This window comes from Achromobacter sp., from assembly GCF_050285565.1.
Lineage (GTDB): Bacteria > Pseudomonadota > Gammaproteobacteria > Burkholderiales > Burkholderiaceae_B > Achromobacter.
Genome location: NZ_JBLZXG010000013.1, coordinates 107,718 through 121,693, shown reverse-complemented (window position 1 = coordinate 121,693; position 13,976 = coordinate 107,718). Strand labels below are relative to the sequence as shown.

The following is a 13,976-nucleotide window of genomic DNA, read 5'->3' as shown; positions in this document are numbered from 1 at the left end:
TTACAGCGCCTTCTTCAGTTCCTGGACCTTGTCCGTGGCTTCCCAGGAGAACTCCGGCTCGGAACGGCCGAAGTGACCATACGCGGCAGTCTTGGTGTAGATCGGGCGCAGCAGGTCCAGCATGTTGACGATGCCCTTCGGACGCAGGTCGAAGTGCTCGCGCACCAGCTTGGCGATCTGGTCGTCGGGGATGACGCCGGTGCCTTCGGTGTAGACGGTGATGTTGATGGGCTCGGCCACGCCGATGGCGTAGCTGACCTGCACCTGGCACTGGCGCGCCAGGCCGGCGGCCACGATGTTCTTGGCCACGTAGCGGGCCGCGTAAGCGGCCGAACGGTCAACCTTGGACGGATCCTTGCCCGAGAACGCGCCGCCACCGTGCGGGCATGCGCCGCCGTAGGTGTCGACGATGATCTTGCGGCCGGTCAGGCCGCAATCGCCTTGCGGGCCGCCGATGACGAAGCGGCCGGTCGGGTTGACCAGGAACTTGGTCTTGGGCGTGATCAGGCCTTCGGGGAAGCTGGGCTTGATGATGTCTTCGATGACCGCTTCGCGGATGGTCGCTTGCGTGACTTCCGGCGCGTGCTGGGTCGACAGCACCACCGTGTCGACTTCCGCCGGGCGGCCGTCGATGTAGCGGAAGGTCACTTGCGACTTGGCGTCGGGACGCAGCCACGGCAGACGGCCGTCCTTGCGCAGCTCGCTCTGGCGCTGCACCAGGCGGTGCGCGTACCAGATCGGGGCCGGCATCAGGTCGGGCGTTTCGTCGCAGGCGTAGCCGAACATCAGGCCCTGATCGCCGGCGCCCTGGTTCAGGTAGTCTTCCGAGCTGCGGTCCACGCCCTGGGCGATGTCGGGCGACTGCTTGTCGTAGGCGACCAGCACCGCGCAGCCCTTGTAGTCGATGCCGTATTCGGTATTGTCGTAACCGATGCGGCGGATCGTGTCGCGCGCTACCTGGATGTAGTCGACGTTGGCGGTGGTGGTGATTTCACCGGCCAGCACGACCAGACCCGTGTTGCACAGGGTTTCAGCCGCTACGCGGGCGTTGGGGTCCTGGGTGAAGATGGCGTCCAGAATCGCGTCGGAAATCTGGTCGGCGACCTTGTCGGGGTGCCCTTCGGAGACGGATTCGGAAGTGAAGAGAAAGTCGTTGTTGGCCACAGATGCGTCCTTTCGTGTCCGGCACAGCCGGAACATAGGTTCACGAGGCGCGTTGCACCCCGGACTGCATGGAATACGCTGATCTGGGCGCGACGCTTTAGCGGATTTGGCAAGCGACGCAGCCGCGCCGGAACCTTGCCGTCGCCCCGCAAGTTGTCGGTTAACTCGGCGACGGGTCGATTTTAAGCGAAAATGCGGGTCTTATGCTTGCGCCACGGGTGGGGTCTTTCCCCCGAGCACCAGCATTACCATGCCCGATATCGCTCATTTGCCCGCATGCTGCTCGTCCTATTTCGCTTGTTTGCCTCTCTGCCCCTGCCCGTCGCGCACGCGCTGGGGCGCCTGCTCGGCCGCATCGCCTATGCGTTTCCGGGCAAGTACCGGCGCCGCCTGCGGGCCAACGCGACGCAGGCCGGCTACCCGGACGCGGCCTTCGCGCGCCGCGCGGCCGGCGAGGCCGGCGCCATGATTCTGGAAATGCCCCGGGTCTGGTTCCGCAATGAGCAAAGCCTGGCCCGAGTCATCTCGGACGACAACGCGGTAGTGGAAGCCGCCCGCGCCGAAAACCGCGGCATCCTGTTCCTGACGCCCCACCTGGGCTGTTTCGAGATCACCGCGCGCTACCTGGCCCGCCTGATGCCCATGACGGTGATGTTCCGCCCGCCGCGCAAGGACATCCTGGCGCCGCTGCTGGAAACCGCGCGCAACAGTTCGGCCGTCAACGCCGTTCCGGCGACCATGCAGGGGGTACGGGAATTCGTGCGCGCCCTGCGGCGCGGCGAATCGGTCGGCATGCTGCCGGATCAGGCGCCGGGCGTCGGCGATGGCGTCTGGGCGCCATTTTTCGGACGAATGGCCTACACCATGACCCTGCCCGGCAAGCTGGCCACCCAGACCGGCGTGCCGATCATCCTGACGGCCGGCGAACGCCTGCCGCGGGGCCGCGGCTGGCGCATCCATTATGTGCGGGTACCCGAGCCCCTGCCGGCCGATCCCCAGGCCCAGGCCGCGCTGCTCAACGCCGCGATGGAAACGCTGATCCGCCGCTGCCCGCAGCAATATCTCTGGAGCTACAACCGCTACAAGACCCCGCGCGGCGCCCCGCCCGCACCCGCCGAGGACACGGCCGCCGCGTCCGGCTGACACCGCCGCTCCACGCCCCTGCCCCCCTCCCTGGTCTTCTGTCGCCCCTCTGCCCATGAATGAATCGAAAACGCGCACGCTGGTCAACCTGCTGAAATGGTTCGGCCGCATGCGGCCGTCCACGCGTCTGCGTATCGGCGCCGCGCTCGGCTGGCTGGCCATGCACCTGGCCAAGTCACGCACCCGCATCGTGCGCCGCAATCTCGAACTGTGCTTCCCGGATCAGCCCGAAGCCGTGCGCGAACGCTGGGTGCGCGAGCACTTCCGGGCGCTGGCGCAATCCATCGTCGACCGTGGCGTGCTGTGGTACGGCACGCCCGAGGCCATCAAGGACATGGTCACGCAGAGCGGCGCCGAACGCATCAATGAACTGACCGCCCAAGGCCGCGCGGTGATCCTGCTGGCGCCGCACTTCATCGGCCTGGACGCGGCCGCCACCCGCCTCACCATGGAAGTGCCGAGCGCGGCCACCATGTACACGCCGCAAAGCGATCCACACATCGACGCGGTGGTGGCCGCCGGCCGCGCCCGCTTCAACGAGGTGTTCCTGGTCAGCCGCAAGGACGGCGTGCGCGAACTGATCCGCCACCTGCGCGCGCCCCGGCCGGTGTACTACCTGCCCGACATGGACTTCGGCCGCCAGGGCGCGGTGTTCGTGCCGTTCTTCGGCATCCCGGCGGCGACGCTGCTGGCGACCGCCCAACTGGCCAAGAAATGGGACGCGGCGGTGTTGCCGATCCTGGATTTCTGGAACCCGCAAACCGGCCGCTATCACGCGGAAGTGCTGCCGCCGCTGGAGAACTTCCCCGGCGACGACTCGCTGGAAGCGGCCACCGCGCGCCTGAACCGCGAACTCGAAACCTGGGTGCGCCGCTGCCCCAGCCAGTACTACTGGGTGCACCGCCGCTTCAAGACGCGCCCGCCAGGCGAGCCCAAGATCTACTGACAGCGCATCCGGGTTGCGCCCCGGGGCGGCGCGAAAGCGGTTTCCCCGGCCAGAATGGGCGATAATCCCCGCATGAACTGGAACTTCACCAAAATGCATGGCGCGGGCAACGATTTCGTCGTCCTGGACGGGGTCCGCCAGGCCATCGAGATGACGCCCGAGCGCGCCCGCGCCCTGGGCGATCGTCACTTCGGCATCGGCGCCGACCAGATCCTGCTGGTCGAACCCGCCACCCGGCCCGACGCCGACTTCCGCTACCGCATCTTCAATTCCGACGGCAGCGAAGTCGAACACTGCGGCAACGGCGCGCGCTGCTTCGTGCGCTTCGTGCACGAGCAGGGCCTGTCCGACCGCAACCCGTTGCGTGCCGAGATCGCCACCGGCATCCTGCTGCTGAACGAGGGCGACGACGAACAGGTCACCGTCGACATGGGCAGCACCCGCTTCGACCCGGCCGCGCTGCCGTTCGACACCGCCGGCCTGGCCGCGCGCACCGAAGGCCAGGACACCCTGTGGGAACTGGAACTCGACGTGCCCGCCGGCCTGCCGCGCAGCGTGGCCCTGTCGGCCGTGGCCATCTCCAACCCGCACGCCGTGCAGGTGGTGGACAACGTCGACACCGCGCCAGTCGCCCTCATCGGGCCGCTGATCGAAACCCACCCGCGCTTCGCCCGCCGCGTCAACGCCGGTTTCATGCAGATCGTCGACCGCCACCACATCCGCCTGCGCGTGCACGAGCGCGGCGCCGGCGAGACGCTGGCCTGCGGCACCGGCGCCTGCGCCGCCGTGGCAGCCGGCATCCGCCGCGGCCTGCTCGATTCCCCGGTGCGCGTGCAGACGCGCGGCGGCGTGCTGACCATCGCCTGGAATGGCGAGCAACTGCGCATGACCGGACCGGCCGAATCCGTCTTCACGGGCCAGGTCGACATCGACAAGCTCGTCTTTTCCATGGCGCTGAACCGATAACCCCATGACCGATACCGCTTTCACCGCCCAGGACATCGCCACCTTCCTGCAGGAACACCCCGGCTTCTTCGACGAACACGCCGACGTCTTCGCCACGCTGCAGGTGCCGCACCCGCACGGCTCGCGCGCCATTTCGCTGGGCGAACGCCAGATCCTCACGCTGCGCGAACGCACCCGTGAACTCGAATGGCGCCTGAGCGAGCTGGTGCGCAACGCCAACGCCAACGAAACCATCGGCGGCCGCATCTCGAAATGGTGCTGCCGCCTGCTGTCCGAACCGGATCCGCAGCGCGTGCCCGGCGAGATCGCGCTGGGCCTGGCCGAGCAATTCGAACTGAACCACGTGGCGCTGCGCCTGTGGAACCTGCCCGCGCTGCCCGAGGCCGGCTACGGCGAACCCGTCAGCCAGGACGTGCGCACCTTCACCGACAGCCTGAAGGCGCCGTATTGCGGTACCGACACGGCCTTCGAGGCCGCCGGCTGGCTGGACGCCACGCCCAAGTCGCTGGCACTGGTGCCGCTGCGCCTGGAGGCCGATGGCGCCAGCGTCGGCCTGCTGGTGCTGGGTTCCGACGACGCCGAGCGCTTCACGCCCGAGATGGGCACCGCGTTCCTCGAATCGATCGGCCAACTGGCCTCGGCCGCGCTGCACCGGCTGAACCCCGCCGCGCCCAAGGCGTGATCGCGCCATGAGCACGGGAGCCCCGGACCCCGCCACGCAGGCCCCGGCGCCGGACGCTCCCCTGCCCGACCCGATGGCCGCCTGGCTGCGCCATCTGGAAAGCCACCGCCGCTATTCCCCCCACACGCTGGACGGCTACCAGCGCGAACTGCGCTTCCTGCAGGCGCTGGCCGAACGCGCCGGGCTGCCCCTCGACCAGCTCGGCAACGGCCATATCCGCCAGTTCGTCGCGCGGCTGCATGCCCAGGGCCGCGGCCCGCGCAGCCTGGCCCGCACGCTGGCGGCCTGGCGCGGCTTTTATCAATGGTGGGCCCCTGCCGCCGGCCTGGCCGGCAATCCGGCGGCCGGCGTGCGCGCCCCCAAGGCACCGCGCGGCCTGCCCAAGGCCCTGTCAGTGGAGCAGACCCAGGCGCTGCTGGACCGCGCACCGGCCCGGGTGGCGACCGAGCCGGCCGCGCTGCGCGACCAGGCCATGCTTGAATTGTTCTATTCCAGCGGCCTGCGCCTGTCGGAGCTGGTCGGGCTGGACCTGCGCTACACCCGCTCGGGCGATCATGAATCGCGCGGCTGGCTCAACCTGGACGAAGCCGAGGTCATCGTGCTGGGCAAGGGCGGCAAGCGCCGCTCGGTGCCGGTCGGCCAGGCCGCGCTGGCGGCGCTGCGGCGCTGGATCGAAGCGCGGCCGCAACTGGCGCCGCCGGCGGCGTCGGCCGACGATGCCGCCGCGCTGTTCCTGGGCGCGCGCGGACGGCGCATCTCGCCGCGCGTGGTGCAACTGCAACTGGCGCGCATCGCGCAGGCGGCCGGCCTGCCGACCCACGTGCATCCGCACGTACTGCGCCACAGCTTTGCCAGCCACGTGCTGCAATCGGCCCAGGACCTGCGCGCCGTGCAGGAAATGCTGGGCCACGCCAACATCTCCACCACCCAGATCTATACCCGGCTCGACTTCCAGCACCTGGCGCGCGCCTACGACCAGGCGCATCCGCGCGCCGGCCGCAAGTCCTGAGCCGGGCGCTCAGCCGCCGCCAGCCAGCATGCCGCCCAACAGCAGCACGCCCAAGGCCAGCACGGCCAAAGCGGCCAGCGCTTCCACCGCATAGCGCAGACGCGCCGCCGCCACGCTCGACAAACGCGCGCCCAGCGCGTTGGCCGCGCCCCCCGCCGCGACCGCCAGGCAGGCCAGCGCCGCCACCGTCAGGCCCGTGCCCAGACCCATCGCCAGCGCCGACGCCACGCCCGCCAGGAAGAATCCCTGCGACAGCGCGAACACCAGCACGATCAGCGCGCCGCTGCATGGGCGCAGGCCCACCGCCAGAATGGCGGACCAGGCGCGGCGCCAGTTCAGCGGCCCGGCCATCTGCGCCGCCGGCGGCACGTGGGCATGACCGCAACCGCAGCCATCGTCAGGGTCATGAGGATGGGGGTGTTGGCCATGGGTGTGCGCGTGATCATGGGCCAGGGGTGCCAGCGGATCGCGCGGCGCGGCCCGCACCGTGATCGCGCGCAGCGCCGCCGCGCCCTTCAATGCCGGCATGCCGGCGACCGCTGTTGCGACGGGCATGGCCGGGCCGGGCGCGGCCACCGTGCGGGAAGCTCGTCGCCGCAACAACGGCCGGATGGCCTTGACCCACACCAGCCACGCGCCCAGCAGCGTCACCAGCGCATACGACGCCAGTTCCAGCCACCGTGTCGCCTGGTTCATGGCCGTCGCCGTGGCGTTGAACACCAGCGCCAGCAGCGCCACCATCGCGATCGCCACCAGGGCCTGCACCAGCGACGACAACAACGCCAGCAAGGCGCCGTTGCGCGCGGTCTGGCGATTGGCCAGCACATACGAGGAAATCACCGCCTTGCCATGGCCGGGGCCCAGCGCGTGGAACACGCCGTAGGCGAACGACAGGCCGATCAGCAGCCAGCCACCGCCATCGGCCTGCCAGGCTCGCACCGCCGCCGTGAGCTGACGGTAGAAATGGGTCTGCCACACCGACACCTGGCCAAAAAACCCCGCCAGCCAGCCAGGACCGCCAAGACCCGCGCCGCCGCTTTCGGGGACACCGAAGGGATGCGCGCCCTGCGCCGCCGCCACACCGCCGCCGGTCAACGCGACCAGCGCCAACAGCCACGCGCACGCAGCGCACGCCCGACGGCCTCGCGCTAGGGGCATTGCACCTCGATGCGATGGGTCAGCCCCTTGGTGATGGCGAAGAGTTCCTCGGGCAACGCATCCGGATCGGCCGGGATCGCGGCCAGTTGCTGCATGGTGTTCCAATCCAGTTCCTTGGGCTTGCGGTAAGCCTGCTTGCAGGCCGCCGCGCCGGGTCCTCCCAGCGCGACCGCCCCCTTTTCATCGAAGGCATAGGCCACGAAATATGTCGGGTCGTAGATATCGATCTGGGCGCCCCCGGCGTCTGGCGCGACGGGCTCGGCCAGCGGCAGCGTGAAGCTCAGCGCCAGCCGGCTGGTTTTCGGATTCCAGGTCACGCGCGCATCGCGCGGCGCAGCGAACGCCAGGCTCTTGCCCGCCACGGTAACGCGCGTGAAGTAGTGCGACACCGGCTCGCCCAGGGCCGTCATCCAATCCCGCGCCATGCCCTTGAGAGTGTCCTCGGGCAACGTGCCGCCCTTGCCCTTCTTGAGCCCTTGGGTGGCGTAGGCGCCGAACATCTCATCGAACAGCCAGACCTGCCGCACGGCGGTGATCCGATGCTGTTCGTCCAGGTCGATCACCGCGCGGGCATCGATCCACATATGCGGATGCGCGCCGGCGGCGGTGGCCGCCAGCGCGCCCGCCACGGCGCTCAGGGCTGCAAGGCCGCGGCGAGCTGACGTACGTTCCATTCAAACATTTCCAGGTAGGTGGCGCCGGGCTGTCCGGGTTTGGACAGGGCATCGGAGTACAGCGTACCACCCACCTTGGCGCCGGTTTCGCGCGCGATCTGCTGCACCAGGCGCGGGCTGGTGATGTTCTCGACGAACACGGCCGGCACCTTGTCGCGCTTGACCTGTTCGATGATGCGCGCGACATCGCCGGCGGACGGCTCGGCCGCGGTCGAGATGCCCATCGCCGCGATGAAGGTCACGCCATAGGCATCGCCGAAATAGCCGAAGGCGTCGTGCGAAGTCACCACCTTGCGGCGCTCGGCCGCGATCGCGGCGAAGGTCTTGCGCGCGGCGGCGTCGGCGGCCTGCAGCCGGGCGATGTAGGCATCGGCGCGCTTGCGGTAGCCGGCGGCGTGGGCCGGGTCGGCCGCGGCCAGGCCATCGGCCACGTTGCGCGCGTAGCGCACGCCGTTGGCCAGATTCTGCCAGGCGTGCGGGTCGGCGTCGCCGTGATGGTGATGGCCCTCGTCATGGTCATGATCGTGGTCGTGATGATGGTCGTGGTCGCCATGCTCGTGCCCGTCGCCATGGCCGGCGAACTTGCGCGGCGTCACACCCTGGGACGCGACCACGGTCGCGCCGGAAAACCCGGAGGCCTGCACCAACCGCGGCAGCCAGGCTTCAAAGTCGAGCCCGTTGACGAACAGCACCTTGGCCGCCGCCAGTTTTTTTGCGTCGCCGGGCGTGGGCTCGTATTCGTGGGCATCGCCGTCCGGGCCGACCAGGGTTGCCAGCTTGACGTCGTCGCCCCCGACTTCGCGCACGATATCGCCCAGGATCGAGAAGCTGGCCACGACCGGCAACGGCTCGGCGGCATGGGCGGCGCCCAAGGTGGCGGATAACCACAAGCCGGCGGCGGCCAGCAAGGCGCGGCGGCGCGAAAGCGGCGGCAGAATGGAACGCATGGCGAATCTCCTTGAGGTTCAGACGCGACGCGCTGCGCGCGACGCCCGCAGCAGCCCGCCGTGCGGACCGCCAAAGATGGAAAACAGATAGCAGACGCCGGCCGCCAGGATGATGGCGGGCGAGGCCGGCACGTTGAAGTGGTACGACACCAGCAGGCCCGTGACGCTGGCCACCACGCCGATCCCGGCGGCCAGCGGAATCTGGCCGGCCGCGGAGCGCAGCCAGAAGCGGGCGGCGGCGGCCGGCAGCATCATGATGCCGACCACCATCAGCGTGCCCAGCACCTGGAATCCGGCGACCAGGTTCACCACCACCAGCACCAGGAAACACATGTGCGCCCAGCCGCCGCGGCCGCCGCTGGCGCGCAGGAAGCCAGGATCCAGGCATTCGGCCACCAGCAGCCGGTAGAGCGCGGCCAGCGCCAGCAGCGTGACGCTGGCGGTCGCCGTCACCAGCAGCAGCGCGTCGTCGTCCAACCCCAGCACCGTGCCGAACAGCACATGCAGCAGATCCATGTTGGAGCCGCGCAGCGATACCAGCAGCACGCCCAGGCCCAGCGAGATCAGGTAGAACGCGGCAAAACTGGCGTCTTCACGCAGCGGGGTCAGGCGCGCCACCAGCCCCGCCAGCAACGCCACCGCCAGGCCGGTGGCAATGCCGCCCAGCATCATCGCGCCCAGCGACAGGCCGGACAGCAGAAAGCCTGCCGCCACGCCAGGCAGGATGGCATGCGACATGGCGTCGCCCATCAGACTCATGCGCCGCAATACCAGGAACACGCCGAGCGGCGCGGCGCCCAGCGACAGGGCGCAGGCGCCGGCCAGCGCGCGCCGCATGAAGCCGTAGTCCAGAAAGGGCGACACCGCCCAATGCAGCGCCGTCATGCGAAGGCCCTCGCGTGCCATTGACGGGCAGTGCTCAGGTGCGTATCGCTCAGCACCGTTCCGGTCTCGCCCCAGGCCACCACCGCGCCGGACAGCAACAGGGTTCGCGGGAAGCGGGCGCGCACCAGATCCAGATCGTGCAGCACGGCGATGACCGAGCGGCCCTGCCCATGCAGGTCGCACAGCAGGGCCATCAGCGCATCGGCGGTATCGCTGTCGACGGCGGTAAAGGGCTCGTCCAGCACCAGCACCGGTGCGTCCTGCACCAACATGCGGGCAAACAGCATGCGCTGCATCTGGCCGCCGGACAGCGTGTCGATGCCACGGCCGGCCATGTCCGCCAGACCTACGGTTTCCAGCGCGTGCATGCAGCGGTCGAGCTCATCGTCGCCATAGCGGCCCCAGGCGCCGACCCGGCGCCACGCCCCCATCGCCACCAGATCCAGCACCTTGGCGGGAAAGGCGCGATCCAGTTCGGCGGCCTGCGGCAGCCAGGCCAGTTCGGCGCGGCCGGCGCCACCGATGGCGACGGTGCCGGACAGCGGCCGCAGCACGCCCATGATGCCTTTGATCAGGGTCGACTTGCCAGCGCCATTGGGGCCGACCACCGCCGTCATCGTGCCGGGCTCGAATCGGCCGCAGACGCCGCGCAGGACGGCGTGCCCGTGCCAGCCGAAGGCCGCGTTGCGCAGCGCGACGGCTACCGGCGCGCGCCTCATCGCGGCCACCAATCCAGCGCCCAGGCGGTCAAGGCCCACAGCGCGGCGGCCGCGGCCAATGCATAGGCCATGCGGCGCCAGGCGGACACGAGAAACGCGGAACGCAGGGAAAGGCCCGCGCTGGGCGCGGCGGCATGCCGCGCAGGCTGGAGCGAATGCTGGGACATGGAAACAAGGGGACGGCGGAACAACGCAAAACGGCAAGACATTATTATGTTATATCATAACTAAAAGAACTTGAATTGCGGGCGTTCGCCCGCAGCTGGGTGTTTTCTGCTACCTTCCTGGCATCTCGCGCGCGTCGCGCGCGTTCCTTATTCAGATGAAGCCCGCCATGCCCGCTCCGCCCCGTGCTCCCCGCAGTGACTCCGTAGGCGCCCAACTCAGCGTCGCCGAGGCGCTGTGCGAACAGCGCGGCCGCCGCCTGACTCCCATCCGCCGCAAGGTGCTGGAACTGCTGCTGCGCCACGGCCGCAGCCTGAAGGCCTACGAACTGCTCGACGCCATGCGCGAAGTGCACCCCGGCGCGGCGCCCCCCACCGTGTACCGCGCCCTCGACTTCCTCATGGACGAAGGCCTGATCCACCGCCTGGATGCCGTCAATGCCTGGAGCGCCTGCCACGACGTCGGCGGCGCGCCCCACGACCTGCTGGTGGTCTGTACCGGCTGCGGCGCGGTGGCCGAGATCTCCGACCCCGCCATGAGCCGCCAGCTGGCCGAGCGCGTGGCCCGTACCGGCTACGTCCTGGCCACGCACGAAACCGAAATCCGGGCCCTGTGCCCGCAGTGCCAGAAGCAGCAGCCCGCCGACGCCGGGCACGCTCACCACCACTGAGGCCGCCGGCCCGCGCGCCGCGGGCGCGCCCCGGAACCGGCCGTCAGGCCGGTCGCGCCACCCGGACTCTTGAAATCCGGAAATTTGCCCCAAAATAGTGATATCGCCCGATACTTGACGGCGTACAGCCGCGATCTGGGCGGCTACCGCCCCCGGGTTGGCCCGGGGTTTGCCCCCCGCCCCCGACTGTGCTGTAATCCTGCGTCCGGCCGCGATCGGCGGCCCTCGCAGCCTGTGGCAGTAACATCGGTCGAACGATGTCCGGCAGGCAATCGGCACCTGCTGCCGGCCGCCAGAATCCTGCATTTGACCGCCGTGTTTAACCGCCTTTACTTCACGCAAGCCGCTTCGCCATGAACACCCCGCGCAGTTTGGACAAAATGGTTCCCGTCACCATCCTCACCGGCTTTCTCGGTGCGGGCAAGACCACCCTGCTCAAGCGCATCCTGACCGAGTTCCATGGCCGCCGCGTCGCCGTCATCGAAAACGAATTCGGACCGGAAAGCATCGACAACGACCTGCTGGTGCAGGACAGCGACGAGGAAATCATCGAGCTGTCCAACGGCTGCGTCTGCTGCACGGTGCGCGGCGACCTGATGCGCACCCTGTCCGACCTGCGCGCCAAGCGCGAGGCCGGCACCCTGAATTTCGAACGCGTCATCCTGGAAACCACCGGCATGGCCAACCCCGGCCCGGTGTGCCAGACGTTCTTCATGGACGACGACATCGCCGAGTACTACCGCCTGGACGCGGTGGTCACGGTGGTCGACGCCAAGCACGGCATGGCGACGCTGGACGAGCAACCCGAAGCCCAGAAGCAGGTCGGCTTCGCGGACCGCATCCTGATCTCCAAGAAAGACCTGGTCAACGACGTCGACTACGAAGCGCTGCGCACCCGCCTGCTGCGGATGAACCCGCGCGCGCCCATCACCCCGGTCAACTTCGGCGACGCCGACCTGAAGTCGATCATCGACATCAGTGGCTTCAACCTGAATTCCATTCTGGACATCGACCCGGACTTCCTGGCCGATGAGCACCCCGACGCCGCCCACAGCCATGCTCACGGCCACGATCATGGCCACGACCACCACGGTCACGACCATGACCACGATCATGACCACGACGGCGAATGCGGGGCGCACTGCAATCACGCGCACCATCACCACCCCAAGCACGACGACGAGATCGGCGCGTTCGTGTTCCGCTCCAACAAGCCGTTCGATCCCGCGCGGCTCGAGGAATTCCTGGGCGGCGTGGTGCAGGTCTATGGCCCGGACCTGCTGCGTTACAAGGGCATCCTGTACATGAAGGGCATCAACCGCCGCATGTTGTTCCAGGGTGTGCACATGATGATGGGCGCGGAGCCCGGCAAACCGTGGACCGCGGCCGAAAAGCCATCCACCAAGATGGTCTTCATCGGCCGCAAGCTGCCCCAGGAGATTTTCACCCGGGGCTTGGAGCAGTGCCTGGCGGGGTAATCCCCTTTTTTGATACGTGACGCGGCGCGACGAAGGCAGTACTGTGAGGTACGAATAACGTAGGCAGCAAACACGGACCGGGAAGACCAACCCGCGCCAGGATCGATTCATAGTGGAGTGTTTTCATGGCTACCAAGGCAGCAACCAAAAAATCAAGCAAGTCGACGAGCGATACGGCGATTGATCTGCCCAGCGAAAAGGAATTGCTGGCCATGCCCGAGTCCGACTACATGAACGAGCGCCAGCTGGCGTTCTTCAAGGAACGGCTCAAACAACTCGAACAGGACATCCTGGCCAACGCCGGCGAAACCACCGAGCATCTGCGTGAAACGCAGTTCGTGCCCGATCCCGCCGACCGCGCCACCATCGAGGAAGAACACGCCCTCGAGCTGCGCACCCGCGACCGCGAGCGCAAGCTGCTCAAGAAGGTGCAACAGTCCATCGCCCGCATCGACAGCGGCGAATACGGCTGGTGCGAGGAAACCGGCGAACCCATCGGCATTCCGCGCCTGCTGGCCCGCCCCACCGCCACCCTGTCGCTGGAAGCGCAGGAACGGCGTGAAATGCGGCAGAAACTGTACGGCGACTGATCCGTCCCGTTATTCTGGCGCCACACTGAAAGGCTATGCTGGTAACAGCATGGCCTTTTTTTCATCGCCGCTGCGCCTCACCCGGCCCTGCGGCCAGCGCCGGTCATTTTTCATTGGCCCGCAAGCCTTGATTTCGTTCGCACTGCCCCCAGCTAGTCCTTTCATAGGAAGGAACGCATGGAACAATTTCACGCCACCACCATCGTGTGTGTGCGCCGCGGCAACCGCGTCGCGCTCGGCGGCGATGGCCAAGTCACCCTGGGCAACATCGTCGTCAAGGGTACCGCCCGCAAGATCCGCCGCCTGTACCACGACAAAATCCTGGCCGGCTTCGCCGGCGCCACCGCCGACGCGTTCACCCTGCAGGAACGCTTCGAGGCCAAGCTCGAAAAGCACCAGGGCAACCTGATGCGCGCGGCGGTCGAACTGACCCGCGACTGGCGCACCGACCGCGTCCTGCGCCGGCTCGAAGCCATGCTGATCGTGGCCGACACCGAGCACACGCTGGTGCTGACCGGCAACGGCGACGTGCTCGAACCCGAACATGGGCTGGCCGCCATCGGCTCGGGCGGGGCCTACGCCCAGTCCGCCGCGCTGGCGTTGCTGCGCAACACCGAGCTGGCGCCCGAGACCATCGTCAAGCAATCGCTCGAGATCGCCGGCGATCTCTGCATCTACACCAACCAGAACCACGTCATCGAGACGCTGGGCGACTGACGCCCGCCGCGCGGCGCCCCGACGGCGCCGCGCCCGTCCCCAGCCCCCGCTTCAAGGATCCGC

Annotated in this window: 15 protein-coding genes; 9 read left to right on the top strand and 6 right to left on the bottom strand. The window is 68.5% G+C overall.

Going from position 1 to position 13,976, the window contains the following annotated elements; translation table 11 throughout:
* Positions 1 to 1,164 (bottom strand): methionine adenosyltransferase, encoded by a 1,164-nt coding sequence (metK, locus tag ACN6O8_RS24155; protein WP_427993510.1) that lies wholly within the window; start codon positions 1,162 to 1,164, stop codon positions 1 to 3.
* A gap of 276 nt (positions 1,165 to 1,440) precedes the next feature.
* Here metK and ACN6O8_RS24150 point away from each other — a divergent pair, with 276 nt between their 5' ends.
* The 5 genes from ACN6O8_RS24150 to xerC are packed head-to-tail and all read left to right on the top strand — an operon-like array spanning position 1,441 to position 5,910.
* Positions 1,441 to 2,307 carry a lysophospholipid acyltransferase family protein gene (locus tag ACN6O8_RS24150; RefSeq protein WP_427993509.1) on the top strand — a complete coding sequence of 289 codons (867 nt, stop codon included), beginning with the start codon at positions 1,441 to 1,443 and terminating at the stop codon, positions 2,305 to 2,307.
* Between the two features lie 55 nt (positions 2,308 to 2,362).
* Entirely contained in the window at positions 2,363 to 3,253 is an 891-nt protein-coding gene (locus ACN6O8_RS24145; RefSeq protein ID WP_427993508.1) for a lysophospholipid acyltransferase family protein, read from the top strand.
* A gap of 54 nt (positions 3,254 to 3,307) precedes the next feature.
* Positions 3,308 to 4,219 (top strand): diaminopimelate epimerase, encoded by a 912-nt coding sequence (gene dapF, locus ACN6O8_RS24140; RefSeq protein ID WP_427993507.1) that lies wholly within the window; start codon positions 3,308 to 3,310, stop codon positions 4,217 to 4,219.
* Between the two features lie 4 nt (positions 4,220 to 4,223).
* A complete protein-coding gene (locus ACN6O8_RS24135; protein WP_427993506.1) occupies positions 4,224 to 4,901 on the top strand; it encodes a DUF484 family protein in 678 nt (225 codons plus the stop codon).
* 7 nt (positions 4,902 to 4,908) lie between these two features.
* Positions 4,909 to 5,910: a tyrosine recombinase XerC gene (gene xerC, locus ACN6O8_RS24130; protein ID WP_427993505.1), complete on the top strand. Its 1,002-nt coding sequence runs from the start codon at positions 4,909 to 4,911 to the stop codon at positions 5,908 to 5,910.
* Positions 5,911 to 5,919: 9 nt separating this feature from the next.
* Here the strand turns inward: xerC and ACN6O8_RS24125 are convergent, their stop codons facing one another.
* The 5 genes from ACN6O8_RS24125 to ACN6O8_RS24105 are packed head-to-tail and all read right to left on the bottom strand — an operon-like array spanning position 5,920 to position 10,293.
* Positions 5,920 to 7,068, bottom strand: coding sequence for a nickel/cobalt transporter (locus ACN6O8_RS24125; protein WP_427993504.1), 1,149 nt, complete (start codon positions 7,066 to 7,068; stop codon positions 5,920 to 5,922).
* Entirely contained in the window at positions 7,059 to 7,742 is a 684-nt protein-coding gene (locus tag ACN6O8_RS24120) for a DUF1007 family protein (protein ID WP_427993503.1), read from the bottom strand. The genes ACN6O8_RS24125 and ACN6O8_RS24120 overlap by 10 nt, the downstream gene beginning before the upstream one ends.
* Positions 7,703 to 8,689 carry a metal ABC transporter substrate-binding protein gene (locus tag ACN6O8_RS24115; protein ID WP_427993502.1) on the bottom strand — a complete coding sequence of 329 codons (987 nt, stop codon included), beginning with the start codon at positions 8,687 to 8,689 and terminating at the stop codon, positions 7,703 to 7,705. The genes ACN6O8_RS24120 and ACN6O8_RS24115 overlap by 40 nt, the downstream gene beginning before the upstream one ends.
* A gap of 18 nt (positions 8,690 to 8,707) precedes the next feature.
* Positions 8,708 to 9,574, bottom strand: coding sequence for a metal ABC transporter permease (locus ACN6O8_RS24110; RefSeq protein ID WP_427993501.1), 867 nt, complete (start codon positions 9,572 to 9,574; stop codon positions 8,708 to 8,710).
* Positions 9,571 to 10,293: a metal ABC transporter ATP-binding protein gene (locus ACN6O8_RS24105; RefSeq protein WP_427993500.1), complete on the bottom strand. Its 723-nt coding sequence runs from the start codon at positions 10,291 to 10,293 to the stop codon at positions 9,571 to 9,573. The genes ACN6O8_RS24110 and ACN6O8_RS24105 overlap by 4 nt, the downstream gene beginning before the upstream one ends.
* A gap of 334 nt (positions 10,294 to 10,627) precedes the next feature.
* On the opposite strand from ACN6O8_RS24105, the gene ACN6O8_RS24100 reads away from it, so the two are divergent.
* The 4 genes from ACN6O8_RS24100 to hslV all read left to right on the top strand — a co-directional run bounded on the left by ACN6O8_RS24100 (position 10,628) and on the right by hslV (position 13,913).
* Complete coding sequence (locus ACN6O8_RS24100; RefSeq protein ID WP_427993499.1) at positions 10,628 to 11,128, top strand: Fur family transcriptional regulator; 501 nt, start codon at positions 10,628 to 10,630, stop codon at positions 11,126 to 11,128.
* A 353-nt stretch (positions 11,129 to 11,481) separates the two neighbouring features.
* Positions 11,482 to 12,606 carry a CobW family GTP-binding protein gene (locus tag ACN6O8_RS24095; protein ID WP_427993498.1) on the top strand — a complete coding sequence of 375 codons (1,125 nt, stop codon included), beginning with the start codon at positions 11,482 to 11,484 and terminating at the stop codon, positions 12,604 to 12,606.
* Positions 12,607 to 12,731: 125 nt separating this feature from the next.
* Positions 12,732 to 13,196, top strand: a complete 465-nt coding sequence (gene dksA, locus ACN6O8_RS24090) for an RNA polymerase-binding protein DksA (protein ID WP_006389752.1) — start codon at positions 12,732 to 12,734, stop codon at positions 13,194 to 13,196.
* A 177-nt stretch (positions 13,197 to 13,373) separates the two neighbouring features.
* Complete coding sequence (hslV, locus tag ACN6O8_RS24085) at positions 13,374 to 13,913, top strand: ATP-dependent protease subunit HslV (RefSeq protein ID WP_427993497.1); 540 nt, start codon at positions 13,374 to 13,376, stop codon at positions 13,911 to 13,913.
* Positions 13,914 to 13,976 lie beyond the last annotated feature (63 nt).

Bases quoted from the DNA above. Each gene is read 5' to 3' on its own strand.
- ACN6O8_RS24150 (WP_427993509.1), top strand. From the start codon at position 1,441: ATGCTGCTCGTCCTATTTCGCTTGTTTGCCTCTCTGCCCCTGCCCGTC.
- ACN6O8_RS24145 (WP_427993508.1), top strand. From the start codon at position 2,363: ATGAATGAATCGAAAACGCGCACGCTGGTCAACCTGCTGAAATGGTTC.
- dapF (WP_427993507.1), top strand. From the start codon at position 3,308: ATGGGCGATAATCCCCGCATGAACTGGAACTTCACCAAAATGCATGGC.
- ACN6O8_RS24135 (WP_427993506.1), top strand. From the start codon at position 4,224: ATGACCGATACCGCTTTCACCGCCCAGGACATCGCCACCTTCCTGCAG.
- xerC (WP_427993505.1), top strand. From the start codon at position 4,909: ATGAGCACGGGAGCCCCGGACCCCGCCACGCAGGCCCCGGCGCCGGAC.
- ACN6O8_RS24125 (WP_427993504.1), bottom strand. From the start codon at position 7,068: ATGCCCCTAGCGCGAGGCCGTCGGGCGTGCGCTGCGTGCGCGTGGCTG.
- ACN6O8_RS24120 (WP_427993503.1), bottom strand. From the start codon at position 7,742: ATGGAACGTACGTCAGCTCGCCGCGGCCTTGCAGCCCTGAGCGCCGTG.
- ACN6O8_RS24115 (WP_427993502.1), bottom strand. From the start codon at position 8,689: ATGCGTTCCATTCTGCCGCCGCTTTCGCGCCGCCGCGCCTTGCTGGCC.
- ACN6O8_RS24110 (WP_427993501.1), bottom strand. From the start codon at position 9,574: ATGACGGCGCTGCATTGGGCGGTGTCGCCCTTTCTGGACTACGGCTTC.
- ACN6O8_RS24105 (WP_427993500.1), bottom strand. From the start codon at position 10,293: ATGAGGCGCGCGCCGGTAGCCGTCGCGCTGCGCAACGCGGCCTTCGGC.
- ACN6O8_RS24100 (WP_427993499.1), top strand. From the start codon at position 10,628: ATGCCCGCTCCGCCCCGTGCTCCCCGCAGTGACTCCGTAGGCGCCCAA.
- ACN6O8_RS24095 (WP_427993498.1), top strand. From the start codon at position 11,482: ATGAACACCCCGCGCAGTTTGGACAAAATGGTTCCCGTCACCATCCTC.
- dksA (WP_006389752.1), top strand. From the start codon at position 12,732: ATGGCTACCAAGGCAGCAACCAAAAAATCAAGCAAGTCGACGAGCGAT.
- hslV (WP_427993497.1), top strand. From the start codon at position 13,374: ATGGAACAATTTCACGCCACCACCATCGTGTGTGTGCGCCGCGGCAAC.